This is a genomic window from Promicromonospora sp. NPDC052451, assembly GCF_044547525.1.
GTDB lineage: Bacteria > Actinomycetota > Actinomycetes > Actinomycetales > Cellulomonadaceae > Promicromonospora.
The window spans coordinates 312,887-326,287 of sequence record NZ_JBIUAP010000005.1; the positions used below are offsets into that span (position 1 = coordinate 312,887).

Consider the following 13,401-nt stretch of genomic DNA (forward strand, 5'->3'; position numbering starts at 1 on the left):
ACCCAAGCCATCCATGTGCAGGTCTTGCACATTACTGCTTCTGGTCCTACGCTGATGCACATGCCGTGGCGCGCCGACGCGTGCCACAGCTGGGGACTGATGATGAGCGATCAGAGCACGGGAGCGGTTCGGACGGCAGGGCCGGACCACCACCCCGACCACTGGCCCGCCACCACTCCGTCGCGCCCAGGCCCTACGAGCGCTCTGTCGGAGTTCGCGACTCCGGAGGGGCTTCGGGCACTGCTCGATCGTCTGGCCAAGGCCGGCGGCGAAGCCTGGTCCACGAACCCGGAGGCAACGGAACTGCTGCGATTCTGTGGTGACCGGTACCGAGACCTGGCGCGCAAGCATCACCTGACCGAGCACGACGCCGTCGTCGCGGCGTTCGAAGCCCTCCGCCAGGACTCCGTACGCCGCGCGGAGAACCCGTGGGCGGTGGTAACCACGGCAGTCCAGCGTGCTCTCGGAGCCGAGGCCCGGGCCGAGCAGCTCCTGTGCTCCCCGGGCCGTGCCCGCCACCTGATGACCCGCACCGACCTCCCGCCGGCCCTGCGTATCGGCGACCCGTCCGCACCGACCACGGCCCCAGACGGCGACGCCGCTCCGTGGCTCGAACTCGCGTTGGCCACCATGAGCGCGGGTACGACCGGGACAGACGGTCCCGTCCCGGCGACAGTCGCGATCATCGCCAAGGTCCAGGCTGCGACGCGGGCGACGGTCGCAGTCCTGGTAGCGGTCGGCTGGCCGAGTGACGTCGCGCAGGCCGGGCTGGACCACATCACCACCACCCTGACGACGGCCAACGGTGTGCCCGCCGCGCGCGACCGGCTGCGCAAAGACCGCCACCCCATCGTCGAGCTCGACATAGACCAAACCACCTGGACTCGCCTCGTCTCCGCGGTGCTCGGCACCCCGACCCGCGACGGTCTCCTGCACCGGCTCCTGGCCGGGTGCACAGCCCGCCAGGTGATCGAGCAGGACGCCCACGACCTGACCCCACCCCACCACCCAGGCGCCCGGGAGGCCGACCATGCCGCATGACGACACCGACGGCCTGCGGATGGACCGCGCCGTCGACTCCATCACCGTCGGCCACCGGCACCGCCGCGATCTCGGCGACCTCCAAGCCCTGTGCGACTCGATCCGCCGGATCGGACTGCTGTGCCCCCTGACGGTCACCCCGGACGGTCTGCTGCTGTGCGGGTGGCGACGCCTGGAAGCCGTCAAGCGGCTTGGTTGGAAGACCGTGCCTGTCTTCGTTCGCCGGGCGTCGGCCGGGCTACGGGACCTGATCGCCGAGCACGATGAGAACACCATCCGCGAGCCCCTGCCCCTGGCGACCGCCGAGGAGCTGTACCGCGAGTACAAGACCGCCGAGACCGAACAAGCCACCCTCCGCCAGCAAGCCACCCGCTTCCGGGCCGACAAGAACACGACGAACGCCGGCTGGAAAGACACCAACCCAACCGGCGGCGACGCGAACGGCCACGACGCGAACAGGACGAAGGACGAGGGCAAAAGGGACGACAACGGCCCCGCCGAATCGGCGGCACCATACGACGCGCCGGCGCCCGGCCGACACGGTGACGCACGCGCGAAGGCCGCCCAGATGGTCACCGGCACCAAGTCCTACACCCGCCTCGAACACACCGGACGAATCAAGGACGCCCGCGACGACCCCACCATGCCCGAGGACATCCGCAGCATGGCGCAGGCCGCCTGGCACGACATCACCACCAACAACGCTTCCCCCGAGAAGGAGTGGAAGCGGATCCGCGCAGCAATCGCCGACCACCACGCCACCGGGGCCACACTGGTCGAAGCCGACGGGCAGGACGACCCCGCCGAGCTGGCCGCCGTCGCCCAGGCCGCACTCGCCAGACCACGCGCTCAACGCCCCAAGACAACCGCGTCGGCCGACGCCAACCCGACCCCATCGGGCACGGCACGGCCGCTTGCCGCGCTGGTCGCTGCCCTCGGTGAGCAGATCGACCACGCCGACGCTGCTGCTCTCGCCGCGGACGCGAACAGCAGCGACTTCACACGCCTACACCGCGTGAGCGAGCGGCTCGACCGCCTGTGCGCCGAGATCCACGCCGCCCAACACAAGCGCCACCCTGCACTCCGACGCAAGGGACCGACGCGGTCGCAACATAGTTCAGTCGACGACGATCAGCAGGGACTTTGGTAGCCGCCAGGCTCACTGGTCGCCTGCAGCGGTCCGGCTTGGGGTAGTTCGCCTTCGCCGCTTCCTCGCGATCCCTCCGAACTCGTGTGTCACACCTGGCTTCGGACGGACACTGCAAGTTGTGAACGGTCTAAGCGGTGCCCATGCGCCCGGCCCTCGTCCTGAGGCTTCGGAGCACCTGACCGTGCTGTGGAACGAGCACGCCGGCCGGGTTCTGGCCTACGCGTCGCGGCACGTGGACGCCCACGAGGCTCAGGAGATCGTGGCAGAGACGTTCCTTGTGGCGTGGCGTCGGATCCAAGAGGTCCCAGACCCGCCGTTGCCGTGGTTGCTGGTCGTGGCACGCAACACGATCTCGAACCACGTGCGAACGACGGTCCGGCGGCGCCGCACCGAGAGCGAGTTCGAGAAGTTGGAACGCCTCGTGATGCCCCGTGAGGGTGTGGACGTCACAACCGAGGAGCGGGATGCGGTGCTGCGGGGGCTACGTGGCGTGTCGGACGACGACCGGGAAGTCCTGCTGCTGACGGGCTGGGACGGTCTGACACCCGCCGAGGCAGCACAAGTGCTGGGGTGTTCCGCCACGACCTACCGGGCGAGGTTGTCCCGCGCCCGCAAGCGATTCGAGCGAGCTGCACAGGCAGACGGCCAGAGCGATAGCGCCACAGGCTTCTTTCGGAGGACACGATGACCCAGGACCGATCCGTTTTCGATGCGCTCCAGGCCCTCGCTCCGCAGAGGTCGGACCAGGACCTGACGGCTGCCCGCGCGATGTTCGACGACCTGATGGAACAAGAGGACAAGGTGCGCGCCCTCCCTGTGCCCAGGACGCCGCGCGCTGTCCACCGCCTGCGTCCGCGGACGTTGGTGGCTTCTGCCGCCCTCGTGGCAGCGGGCGTCATCGTGGGTATCGCGCTGCCGTTCAACTCACCTCAGGCCCCGCTCCCCGCGTCCTTCATGGGCGCGCGACCTGCCGCCGCAGACGAGTTGAAGCAGTGCGGCACCCATCCCGACGACAGTCGGCGCAACCTACCCGAGTCGGAGTGGGCGGCGCACCCGGAGTCCGAGTCCCTGCGGGTCGGTCTGAACTCCATGCAAGTTCTGGACCATCCGCTGCTGGCGACGTGGCGTCCAGAGTGCACGGCGCAACCCGTGGCAGTCTTCTTCGACGGCAGCAACGGCGCTGGCCTGACGGTGTACCGGGATGTTGCCGATCCCTTCAGCACGGCGAGCGGTCTGAGCACGGTGGCCGTTCGGGGAACGGATGGGCAGGTGCTCACGCCGCCGTCCGGCTTCCACTTCCTCACCTGGCAGGAATCAGGAGTTCGGTGGCTCGTCGAGGCCGGCGGGGTCTCCACGAGCGGGCTGCTCGATCTGGTGGATGCCCTCGACCTCGATCCGAGCGGCGGCTTCAGCCCGCCCGAGGGGTTCTCCAGCGCCCAGCTCCCGGTGCTGACCGACGCGCGTACCCCAGGGTACGTCTGGTCGGTGCAGTACGGGCCTGGAGGTGTCGAGGAAGAACAGCCCGACGGTGGGACGAAGGAGGTCGTGCTCGCCGGATACGCCTTCGTCGAAGCCCGGACTCCCGCAATGGATCCTGTCGAGGCCGACCTCGCCCGGCGACCCGGAGTGCAGCTGGTGCGTTTCGACGGCAGGAACGCGAGCTACTTTCCTCAGGAGCAGGGTGGAGCCGGTCTGCGGTGGATCGAGGGTTCCACCACCTATCGGCTGGTCGTTGCCGGCGCCGACCTGGACCAGCTCCTGCAGATCGCTCGGGGCTTGACCCCAGTGGGTGACGACGGGACCGGGGTGAGCCGGTGACGGTCAGGGTCATCGTCGCCCAGTCCCATGCAGTGATCCGGTCAGGACTCGCCGTGCTCCTTGACGAAGCATCGACGCTCAAGGTCGTCGCCAGCGCCAGCAACGGCCCGGCGCTGTCGGAGCTGCTCAACCAGCAGGGCGCCGACGTGGTCGTGATCGGGCTGGACCTGCTCAGGAACGAGCCCGAGCTGCTTGAGTACGCGACACGTGGTCATTGCGAAGTGGCGTTCCTCGCACTCGGCGCACCCCGTCATCCACGCGAGCTCGACTGGCTCCTCGCGAACGGTGTCACCGGGTATCTGTCGGACGCTGCCGAACCGTCAGAGTTGATCGGAGCCGTCCATCTGGTTGCTTCCCGAGCGGTCGTCGTCGGTGAGCCGGTCGCCGTGCACGTGCGCGACGCCGTCAGGTCGTCTGCATGGACCGCCGCACGCGAGACCCGAGCAGACCTGGGGGTGAAACTGACACGACGAGAGCGCGAGGTGCTCGGCCTGATCGTCCGCGGCTTGGAGAACGGCGAGATCGCTGAACGTCTCCACGTCGGTAAGCAAACCGTCAAGTCACACGTGTCGGAACTTCTCCGCAAGCTTGAGCAACGCAACAGGGTTGGCCTGGCTGTCGCTGCCGTTCGCGGCGAGATTCGCCTCCAGCCTCCCCCGGATGGGGGAGTCGACCCGCCGAAAGTCTTCATCCAGGAGCGCACCCCAATGGGGGAAGTGACCGGAATGCCGGATCCGTACGGTGAACTCCCGTCACCTCCATACCGAAAAGGGGAGTTCAAGCATGGGCAAGGCAATGCGGTTCCTGTTGATGATCGGCGCGGCCTTCGGGTTCACGTTCGGCGCCATGGGCGTAGCCAGCGCGGCGGAGTGTGGCTCCGGCTACACGTGTATCTGGCAGAACAACGACTACGGCGGCGACTACAACGCGCGGTCGATCAACAGCGGGGACTTCTCGCTGAACAACGCCGCCTCATCGGCGGGGGCCAACGGGGCGACGTGCCGCACCAGCCGGTTCTACGACGGCACCGGACAGAGCGGCTCCTACTTCACCCTGTCCAGCGCCCAGCTGGTCGGCTCGAACTACCAGGACCCGAACCTGTCCAACGGGGTCGGGAACGACGGCGCTGGGATCAACTGGGACAACCGCGTCTCCAGCTACCAGTTCCTGAACTGCTGACACCACCTGAACTGCGGGGTGCGGCGGTCAGCGCCGCACCCCGCAGTTCGCATTTCCGTACACCTCTACTGAAGGGCTTTCACGACATGATTCGCCGCGGTCGCACAAGGATGCTGGTCCCGATCCTCACCTGCCTTGCTGTGACGCCGTTGCTGGCCGCGTGCACCTCCGACGATCCAGCGGACCAGGCGTCCAGTGGTCTGGATCTGAGCGCAGACCTGGATCGCCAGAGCGGCGCGATCGTCTTCCCGGCAGACCGCCTGAAGATGACTCGGTCGGACGTGGAGACCCTCGACAGCGCCTACTCGTTTGCGGTCGCAGCGTGTGCCAAGGACCTGGGTGTGGACTACTCGCCGTTCGCGCCGAACGACGAGCCGTTGTACGACGCGTCGAACTACTTCGGCGTGTGGCTGGAGAAGTACGCACAAGAGTTCGGCTTCGTGGCGCCCATGACACCAGCAGACATGGCGGCTAACGGAGTCAAGGGCGCACCGTCGGTGACCGAACATGCACCGGGCGCCGGCCCCGAGTCGGCGCAGCTGAGCGACGACGATCGTGCTCAGCTTGAGCCGTGCTTCACCTCCGAGGAGGCTTCGCGGTTCGACGCGGTGAGTCTGGCCGGGGCGGCGCCGTGGAACGGGCCGCTCGGCCAGATCGACGCCGAGTTCTTCGGATATCCGGAGGCGGAGGAGGTCGTGGCCGACTATGACGACTGTCTGAAGGCCAACGGTCTGCAGCCGCAACCTGACACGCCTGGCTTTGCTCGTGGCGCCGACAGCCGAGAGATCTCCGCCGAGCAGATCGAGTTGGCACTCAAGGTTGTGGCATGCAAGGACGAGGTGGACTACGTCCAGCGCCTCGCTGACGTCATGGCTGACAAGCAAGCACCGATCATCGAGGACTATGCCACCGAGATGGTCGCTCAGAAGGAGAAAACCGACCAGGTGGTCGCCGAGGCCGAGGCGTACATCTCCGAGCACAGGTCGGAGTTCGGTCAGTGACGAAGACCGACGGCGGTCCTGTGACCGACTCGCTCCCCGTCGCAAAGCGTCGACGGACTCGGTGGCTGTGGACCACGGCTGGGGTCTGCGTCGTCGTCACGGCGGCCGGCTTCGTCGTGGGGGCCACGGTGCGATCGCCGTGGGAAGACGCCGTGGAAAACTCTCAGGCGGACCTTGTCGCGACCGCCAACGTGGAGGTCCGCGAGTTCACACCGCAGCCTGTCGAGGCGCAAGGACGGGTGACGATCGGTTCTCTGCGCGATATCGCGCCGGTGTCAGCCGATGGGGCGGTACAGGTCGTGACAGCGAGGCACGCGAAGCCTGGCGACGTCCTCAGGCCCGGGAAGACGCTCGTCGAAGTCTCGGGCCGGCCGTTGATCGCGCTGAGCCTGCCCTTCGACCTGTACCGGGACGTCTCTCCGGGCGATCGGGGTGCAGACGTCCGTGCCCTGCAGGAGTCGCTTCAACTACTTGGTCTCTACCGGATGGCCCCGGACGGCGAGTACGGGCCGGCCACGGCTACGGCAGTTCGGGCACTGTACGAAGCTGTCGACGCCGAGCCACCTGAGCCGTCAGACGAGGCGCAAGAAGCCCTGAGGACGGCTGAGGAAGCCCTTGCGGCAGCGACCCCCTCCCCGCCTGAGGGCGAAGGCGAGGGCACCGAGGACACGGCCGCTGACGAGGCGGCGTTGGCTGAGCAACTGGACGAGGCCAAGGACGCTGCTGACACTCCGGTACGTATGTCCGAGATAGTCGCTGTGCCGTCGGGTTCGGCATCAGTGGTCTCCGTGGCGGCGGTGGGCACCCGACTGGAGGGCGACCACCTGACGGTCGCGTCCCTCAGATCAGGCGAGCCATCAGCCACGGCTCGGGTCAGTGTCGCGGATGCGAAGTCGTTCACGGTCGGCACCACGGTCGACGTCGTCGCCACCACCGACCAGTCCACGTCACGCAAGGCCGAGGTCGTCGAGGTCAGTGAATTCAAGCCTGCCGACGACAACAGCGAGATCCCCGGGTACGACGTCAAACTGCGGTTCGCGAAGACGAATGACCTTCCGTACGAGGACGACGAACAGGTCATCGCACGGATCACCTCGACGGGCCAGTCGCGAACCGGTCCAGCGGTTCCGCTGATCGCCGTCCGCGAGGACTCCTCGGGGACGTACGTGCTGCGTCCAGGTGCTGACGAGAGCGCCACGCGAGTCGGTGTCCGGGTGCTGATGACCGCAGACGGGTACGCCCTGGTCGAAGGGGAACTAGCAGAGGGCACCGAGGTCATCGTGAGTGAGGGGTCATGAGCGCTCTGGCGGTACGCGGCATCACCAAGACCTATCCAGCACAGCCGCCGGTCGAAGCGCTGCGAGGAATCGACCTCGACGTCGAGGCTGGTGAGCGGCTGGCAATCGTGGGCCGGTCGGGCGCAGGCAAGTCGACGCTGCTCAACATCCTCGGGCTGCTCGACGAACCCACAGCAGGCTCCTACCAGCTGCACGGTGAAGAGGTCGGCAGGGCCGGTGAGCGGCGCCGGGATCAGCTGCGCACCGACGCGATCGGCTTCGTCTTCCAGGATTCTCATGTCCTGGGCCACCGCACGGTCCGCGAGAACCTCGGGATCAAGCTCGCGATCAACCGGGTGCCGACCGATCAACGGGACGGGCGGGTCCGATCGAGCCTCGAACGGGTCGGTCTCGTGCACCGGATCGACGCTCCCGGTCGCCTACTGTCCGGAGGGGAGAAACAACGGCTCGCCATCGCCCGAGCGATCGTCACCCAGCCGTCGGTCATCCTCGCCGACGAACCCACCGGGAACCTCGATCCGGCGAACTCCGACGTCGTCCTCGGCCTGTTCGACGAACAGGCGCAGACCGGTGTCGCGGTCGTCGTCATCACCCACGACATGCGGATCGCGGCCTGGGCTGACCGTGCAGTGACCCTGGAATCGGGTCGGTTCCGGCCCGGGGTACTCACCCCATGACCCGGATCACCTCCCACAGGTCGCGTCACCGCTGGCTGTACATCACCGACCTCGTCGAGGACGTCGTCATCGAGCTGACGGTCCGTAGAACACGTACCGCTCTGGTGCTGGTGGCCGTGGCGCTCAGCACTGGCGCACTCATCGCCTCGATCGGGATCTCCGCGACGGCGTCTGCCCAGATCGGCTCTGACATCGCCGCGACCACGCTCGACGAGGTCACCGTGAGCGTCCGACCGGTCACCGGCGACGACGCCGACGGTGAAGACACACGGTCGACGCAGTTCCCGGACGACGCCGAAGATCGAGCGCAACACCTCGACCTTGTCGAGGCCGCCGGCCGCGTCCTGGACACCACAACAGGCACCGCAGCCGTCGTCACCCGCGAACGCCGCACCTCAACTGACTCACCCGGCGCTGCCGTGTCGTTGCTCGGCGCCACCCCCGGATACCTCACCGCCGCTCGTGTCACCACGGAGAAGGACCGCACCTGGTACCTGGACGGCACCGAGCGTGTGGCCTTCCTCGGCGAGAACGCCGCTCGTCTGCTCGACATCCCCGTCTCCTCCCGCCCGACCGGGTACCAGGTCTGGATCGGAGACGAGGCCTACCAGATAGCCGGCTTTCTCACGAGCAACGGCAGCACAGACCTGTCCGCCGCTGTCGTCATCCCGTACCGCCTCGCGGTCGACCTCGTCGGATCCGACACCCAGACCCAGATGCTCGTCCGAACCAAGACCGGCGCCGGGTCCGTCGTGGCGGGCGTGATCCGCGAGCAGATCCGACCCGATCAACCCGAACGCCTTGAAGCCTCGCAGGTGCAGAGCATGGAAAGCCTCCGACGCGGAGTCAGCACCCAGCTGGGCCGCCTGGCAGCAGGAATCGGCGCCTTCCTCGCAGTCCTGACCGCGCTGCTCATCGCCAACTCGATGATCGTCTCGGTAGTAGCCCGAACTACCGAGATCGGGCTCCGAAGAGCGCTCGGTGCCAGCCGGCGAGCCGTCTCGGCCGTCTTCCTGTGCGAAGGTGCCGTCGTCGGAGCGCTCGGCGGACTCGCCGGTGGAGCACTATCGGCAGTGCTTGTCGTCACGGTCGCGGCTGCCAACCAGTGGTCCGCTGTCCTGCACCCGCTCACCGCATTCCTCGGTCCCGTTCTGGGCGCACTGATAGGGCTGGCGTCATCCGCGTACCCCGCCTCAAGGGCTGCCCGAATCAGCCCGGCCATCGCCGTCAGGTCCGACTGAATCTCCGACGTTCATGCCAGTGGACCGCAAGCGGCCACCCTGCGCTCCGGCCCAAGAATCCGGCCGGAGCGCAGGGTCACACAGCCGACAAGAATGCAGCAGCAACTCCGGCCTGGTTCGCCGCTCGCCTACCAGCCGGTATTGGAACCCTCATCGGCCGTGAGCGCCGCACCGGCCGACGCATCCCCTGCCTCCCGCCGTCGACGCTCCCGCTCCCACGTCTCGTCGCCGATCTCGACCATGGCCTGCAGAACCGCCGACGTGTCGGGCGCCAGGCGCAGTTGCTCGATGTAGTGCCGAGCCGTGATCCCGGTGTCGATCTTGTGCCCCAGCAGAGCAGCAGCATCGGCCGGCTTCATCTTCCGCGCGACCTCGGTCGCGACCGTGGACCGGAGCTTGTGCGGGTGCACCTGCCCGGTCATCTTCGCGCTCTCCAGCGCCGCCCGCAGACTGCGGCGCATGTTGTGCGTCGTCTGCGGCCGATCCACGTTGCGCCCGTCCTTGAACATCCGCGACGGGAACACCGGCGCATCCGCGTGCGCACCCGCCGGGCGGACCATCTCCAGCGACTCCACGACGAACGGCGGGACGATGATGGTCCGCCCACCAGCATCGGTCTTCGGCTCCTCCTGCCGGACCGTGCCCTGACCCTTGATGTCGACGAGCGTGGCCTCGACCCGAACCGTGGGCTGGTCGACGCCGGACAGATCCACCGCACCCCACCGCAGTGCCATCACCTCCCCGATCCGCAGCCCGGTCCCGAGCATCAGGTCCACGGCGGCGGGCAGGTGTCCGGTCGGCTTCGGCCCGGGCAGTCCCTTGCGCTGCTTCTCCCACGACCGCACCGCCCACCGCAGTTGGCCGACCGTCATCACGGTCAGCGCCACCGGTCGCGGCGTCTTCGGCTTGGGTGTCTTGACCTTGCGCACCGGGTTGTCTCGCAGTGCGTCGTGGACCACGGCGCGGTCGATGACGTCCGCGAACCGACCGTGCGCCTGGATCGCGGTCGCCACCATGTCATGCCCGCCCTCCTTGCCGCGCCGGACGATGCCGTCGACCCATGCCTGGCAGATCGCCGGTGTGAGCTGGTTGAGCCGGTAGTGCCCCAGGTAGGGGTCGACGTGGTTGCCGAGCAGCCGTTCGTACTCGTCCACCGTCTGGGGCCGCACCGGCGGGTCCGGCCACAGCGACCGCTCCCGCAGATCGTCGATCCACTGTCGGCATGCCAGACCGACCTTGCTGTTCGGCGCTAACGCCTCCGAGCCACGCGCCGCACCGATCCGCTCGGTGATCGCCTTCTGCAGCTTGGACAGCGCGACGCTGTCGTTCTTCCCGATCCGCGTCACCTGCACCACGGAGTTGTCCAGCAGGCACACGCGGGCACGGGCCCGCACCTGCCCGTCCGGCATCGGCGCGAACGAGAACTTGCCGTGCTCGCCGGGCTTGAGCTGTTCCCTGGGCACGAGGTCACCACCCCGTCCCGTGCTGAGCATCCCCGTGCCTGCGGGACGCGGACCCGCCGCGAATCTCGTGCGCCTTGATCCAGGCGCGCACGTCGGCCTCCTCGAACAGCACGTGCCGCCCGATCTTGTAGGCCCGCGGACCGGTCCCGTTCTTGCGCCACGACCGGACCGTCTCCGGCGAGGCGTGCAGCTTCTCGCACAGTTCCTCGACCGTCCACATCGGGGTATGGTCCAGGCGCTTGTCGTGCTCGTCGGGGGTCCCGGCGCGGTTCTCGCTCATGCCCCACACGAGTCCGGGAGCCACCAGCCTCACCGGGCGGAAGGGGTCCCTCACGGTCGTCCCCGGTGAGTCAAACCGAGGCAGAAACCGAGGCAGCATGCGTCTCATCAGTCAGCACCGTTCTTTCCGGTCGGTGCCTTCCTGCACGAGAAAGGCCGCTGACCTGGGCTGACGCCCGGCCAACGGCCTTTCAATCGGTGGAGCTAGGGGGATTCGAACCCCCGACCTTCTCATTGCGAACGAGACGCGCTACCAACTGCGCCATAGCCCCTCGGACTGCAGAAGAGTAGCACTTCACCGCAGGTGATCCGCAACTTGGCACCGTGTCGCGCAGGTCACCGCGGTACGGCCCGGCCTCACCCGGCCGCGCGACGACGCGCCAGGATCTCCTCCAGCGGCGTGGCCAGCGTCTCGGACTTCATGCGCGGCGGTTCGCCGCGCAGCAGCTCGTCCTCGGCCGTCGAGCCGCCCGGTGCACCGGCGTCGTCGGCCGTGGTCCGGACCGGCACCGGGATGGACGGCGGGAGCGCGCCCGACCCCGGCCGAGCCGGAACGCTGCCCGCCGGAGCGGCAGGGCCGGACGAGCCGGCCGGGAGCGGGGCAGGCTGACGCTGAGGCGCCGCCGGCTTGGTCACGTACGTCGGCAGCGGCACGGGCACGGGATCCCAGGCGCGCCCGCTCGGCGTCTCGTCCGCGGGGACGGTCACCGCCGGCTCGTCGCCGGCACCCTCGGCGGGCTCCGGCGAGGGCTCCGCGGCGACCTCGATCACCTGGGGCTTGGCCGGGCCGTCCAGGATCTCGTCCAGCACGTCCTTGCGCGTCACACGCGGGATCGCCTGCGTCTCCGTGCTCGAACCGCGCGTGGCCAGGCCGGTCACCTGTGCCCGGTTGCGCGGCGCGTACGGACCGCCGTTGGCGAGCGCACGGGCCTGCGTGGCACGCTGCCGCGCGGCACGCACGGTGGCCTGCCAGCGGGCATCCGCGCGCCGGGCCGCCCGCGCCGCGCGCCGACCCAGGAACAGCACGAACAGCAGCATGGCCGACGACGCCGCGGCGACACCCCAGTGCACCAGGCCGAACGCGACGAGCGCCCAGGCCACCACGCTGCACACGAGCAGGATCGCCGACACGATGAGACGACGGCGCGCTCGGGCCGCCCGCCGTGCCCGCCGCTCGACCCGGCGGATGCGCTCCGCCGTGAGCGGGCGGCCGCGGACCATGATCTGGAGCGGGTAGCCCTTCGGGGTCGGGTGGGCGACGCGCGGCACGCCTTGCCCGGTACCCCGCTTGCTGTCAGTCATCGCCCCTCCCTTCCTGCCTGTGCCGCTCATCGCGACGATGCGCAGCCCTACCGAGAACCTGTCGGCCACCCGTGCGTCGCCGAGCTCCGACCGTCGGCGGACCATGCTCGGCAGCCAGTAGCCCAGCCACAGGACGAACAGCGCCACGGCCGTGAGTCCTGCGGTCGATTCCACGACACGACGTTAGGCGAGCGTCACCGGGTCCCGCCGCACCACGTGCGGCGTGTCCCGGCGTCAGAGCGCTTCCCGCAGACGCTGCCAGCGTGCCAGCAGCCCCTCGGGAACCTCCTCGGCGGTGACGGCGAACGTGCGGTGATCACGCCACTGGCCCTGGATGTGGAGAAAGCGTTCCCGCACTCCCTCGTCCCGCAGGCCGAGCTTCTCGACCACGCGCAGGCTGGGCTTGTTCTCCGGCCTGATGTTGATCTCGATGCGGTGCAGGCCCAGGAAGAAGGCGTAGTCCGTGGCCATGGCCACGGACGTGGGGATCACGCCCCGCCCCGCGACGTGCTCGCTCACCCAGTACCCGATGCTCGCCGAGCACATCGACCCCCAGGTGATGGACGAGACGGTGAGCTGTCCCACCAGTGCACCGTCCAGCTCCACGCCGAAGGGCAGCGACGTCCCGGCGCGGGCCTGCGCCGAGAGCGAGCGCACGTACTCCCCGAACGTCGAGGCGATGTACCGGTTCGCACCGGGCGCCGTCGCCTCCCAACGCTCGAGCCAGGCTGCGTTCTCCGCCCGCAGGCGGGCCCAGTCGGTCGCGTCCCGACGCCGCAGCGGTCGCAGCACGACCGCTCCGGCCGGCGTGTCCTCACGCAGCGTCACCGGCCATGGCTTGGCCACCGTCCACCCCTTCACGAACTTCCCTGTCGCGCCTTCCGGCACGTCCGACCTGCTCGACGGCATCTTCGTTCGCCCCTTGCCACGTCCCACGGCGAATCCCCGTGCT

The 13,401-nt window shown here is 68.7% G+C and carries 13 protein-coding genes, 1 tRNA gene and 1 pseudogene; 10 read left to right on the forward strand and 5 right to left on the reverse strand.

What is annotated here, in order from left to right:
• Positions 1–60: 60 nt before the first annotated feature.
• From ACIG47_RS11330 to ACIG47_RS11375, 10 genes and pseudogenes are all read left to right on the forward strand, one after another.
• Entirely contained in the window at positions 61–1,041 is a 981-nt protein-coding gene (locus ACIG47_RS11330; protein WP_397430884.1) for a hypothetical protein, read from the forward strand.
• Positions 1,031–2,191, forward strand: coding sequence for a ParB N-terminal domain-containing protein (locus ACIG47_RS11335; RefSeq protein ID WP_397430885.1), 1,161 nt, complete (start codon positions 1,031–1,033; stop codon positions 2,189–2,191). The genes ACIG47_RS11330 and ACIG47_RS11335 overlap by 11 nt, the downstream gene beginning before the upstream one ends.
• A 181-nt stretch (positions 2,192–2,372) precedes the next feature.
• Positions 2,373–2,879: an RNA polymerase sigma factor gene (locus ACIG47_RS11340; RefSeq protein WP_397430886.1), complete on the forward strand. Its 507-nt coding sequence runs from the start codon at positions 2,373–2,375 to the stop codon at positions 2,877–2,879.
• Complete coding sequence (locus tag ACIG47_RS11345) at positions 2,876–4,009, forward strand: hypothetical protein (RefSeq protein ID WP_397430887.1); 1,134 nt, start codon at positions 2,876–2,878, stop codon at positions 4,007–4,009. Before ACIG47_RS11340 ends, ACIG47_RS11345 begins: the two co-directional genes overlap by 4 nt.
• Positions 4,010–4,491: 482 nt before the next feature.
• Positions 4,492–4,572 (forward strand): annotated as a pseudogene (locus ACIG47_RS11350) (LuxR C-terminal-related transcriptional regulator); the annotation flags it as partial.
• A 220-nt stretch (positions 4,573–4,792) separates the two neighbouring features.
• The gene (locus tag ACIG47_RS11355; protein ID WP_397430979.1) at positions 4,793–5,188 is read left to right on the forward strand and encodes a hypothetical protein; all 396 of its coding nucleotides are present in this window, start codon (positions 4,793–4,795) and stop codon (positions 5,186–5,188) included.
• Positions 5,189–5,298: 110 nt separating this feature from the next.
• Positions 5,299–6,189, forward strand: a complete 891-nt coding sequence (locus tag ACIG47_RS11360) for a hypothetical protein (protein WP_397430980.1) — start codon at positions 5,299–5,301, stop codon at positions 6,187–6,189.
• On the forward strand, positions 6,186–7,487 hold the full coding sequence (locus tag ACIG47_RS11365; RefSeq protein ID WP_397430888.1) for a peptidoglycan-binding protein: 1,302 nt from the start codon (positions 6,186–6,188) through the stop codon (positions 7,485–7,487). The genes ACIG47_RS11360 and ACIG47_RS11365 overlap by 4 nt, the downstream gene beginning before the upstream one ends.
• Entirely contained in the window at positions 7,484–8,164 is a 681-nt protein-coding gene (locus ACIG47_RS11370; RefSeq protein WP_397430889.1) for an ABC transporter ATP-binding protein, read from the forward strand. Before ACIG47_RS11365 ends, ACIG47_RS11370 begins: the two co-directional genes overlap by 4 nt.
• A gap of 104 nt (positions 8,165–8,268) precedes the next feature.
• Complete coding sequence (locus tag ACIG47_RS11375) at positions 8,269–9,405, forward strand: ABC transporter permease (RefSeq protein ID WP_397430890.1); 1,137 nt, start codon at positions 8,269–8,271, stop codon at positions 9,403–9,405.
• A 128-nt stretch (positions 9,406–9,533) separates the two neighbouring features.
• Here the strand turns inward: ACIG47_RS11375 and ACIG47_RS11380 are convergent, their stop codons facing one another.
• From ACIG47_RS11380 to ACIG47_RS11400, 5 genes are all read right to left on the reverse strand, one after another.
• Positions 9,534–10,781: a tyrosine-type recombinase/integrase gene (locus ACIG47_RS11380; protein WP_397430891.1), complete on the reverse strand. Its 1,248-nt coding sequence runs from the start codon at positions 10,779–10,781 to the stop codon at positions 9,534–9,536.
• Between the two features lie 91 nt (positions 10,782–10,872).
• A complete protein-coding gene (locus ACIG47_RS11385; protein WP_397430892.1) occupies positions 10,873–11,148 on the reverse strand; it encodes a helix-turn-helix transcriptional regulator in 276 nt (91 codons plus the stop codon).
• A 198-nt stretch (positions 11,149–11,346) separates the two neighbouring features.
• Positions 11,347–11,419, reverse strand: a tRNA-Ala gene (locus ACIG47_RS11390).
• Between the two features lie 85 nt (positions 11,420–11,504).
• Positions 11,505–12,623: a hypothetical protein gene (locus ACIG47_RS11395; RefSeq protein WP_397430893.1), complete on the reverse strand. Its 1,119-nt coding sequence runs from the start codon at positions 12,621–12,623 to the stop codon at positions 11,505–11,507.
• Between the two features lie 60 nt (positions 12,624–12,683).
• Positions 12,684–13,295: a GNAT family N-acetyltransferase gene (locus ACIG47_RS11400; RefSeq protein WP_397418991.1), complete on the reverse strand. Its 612-nt coding sequence runs from the start codon at positions 13,293–13,295 to the stop codon at positions 12,684–12,686.
• Between the last annotated feature and the right edge of the window lie 106 nt (positions 13,296–13,401).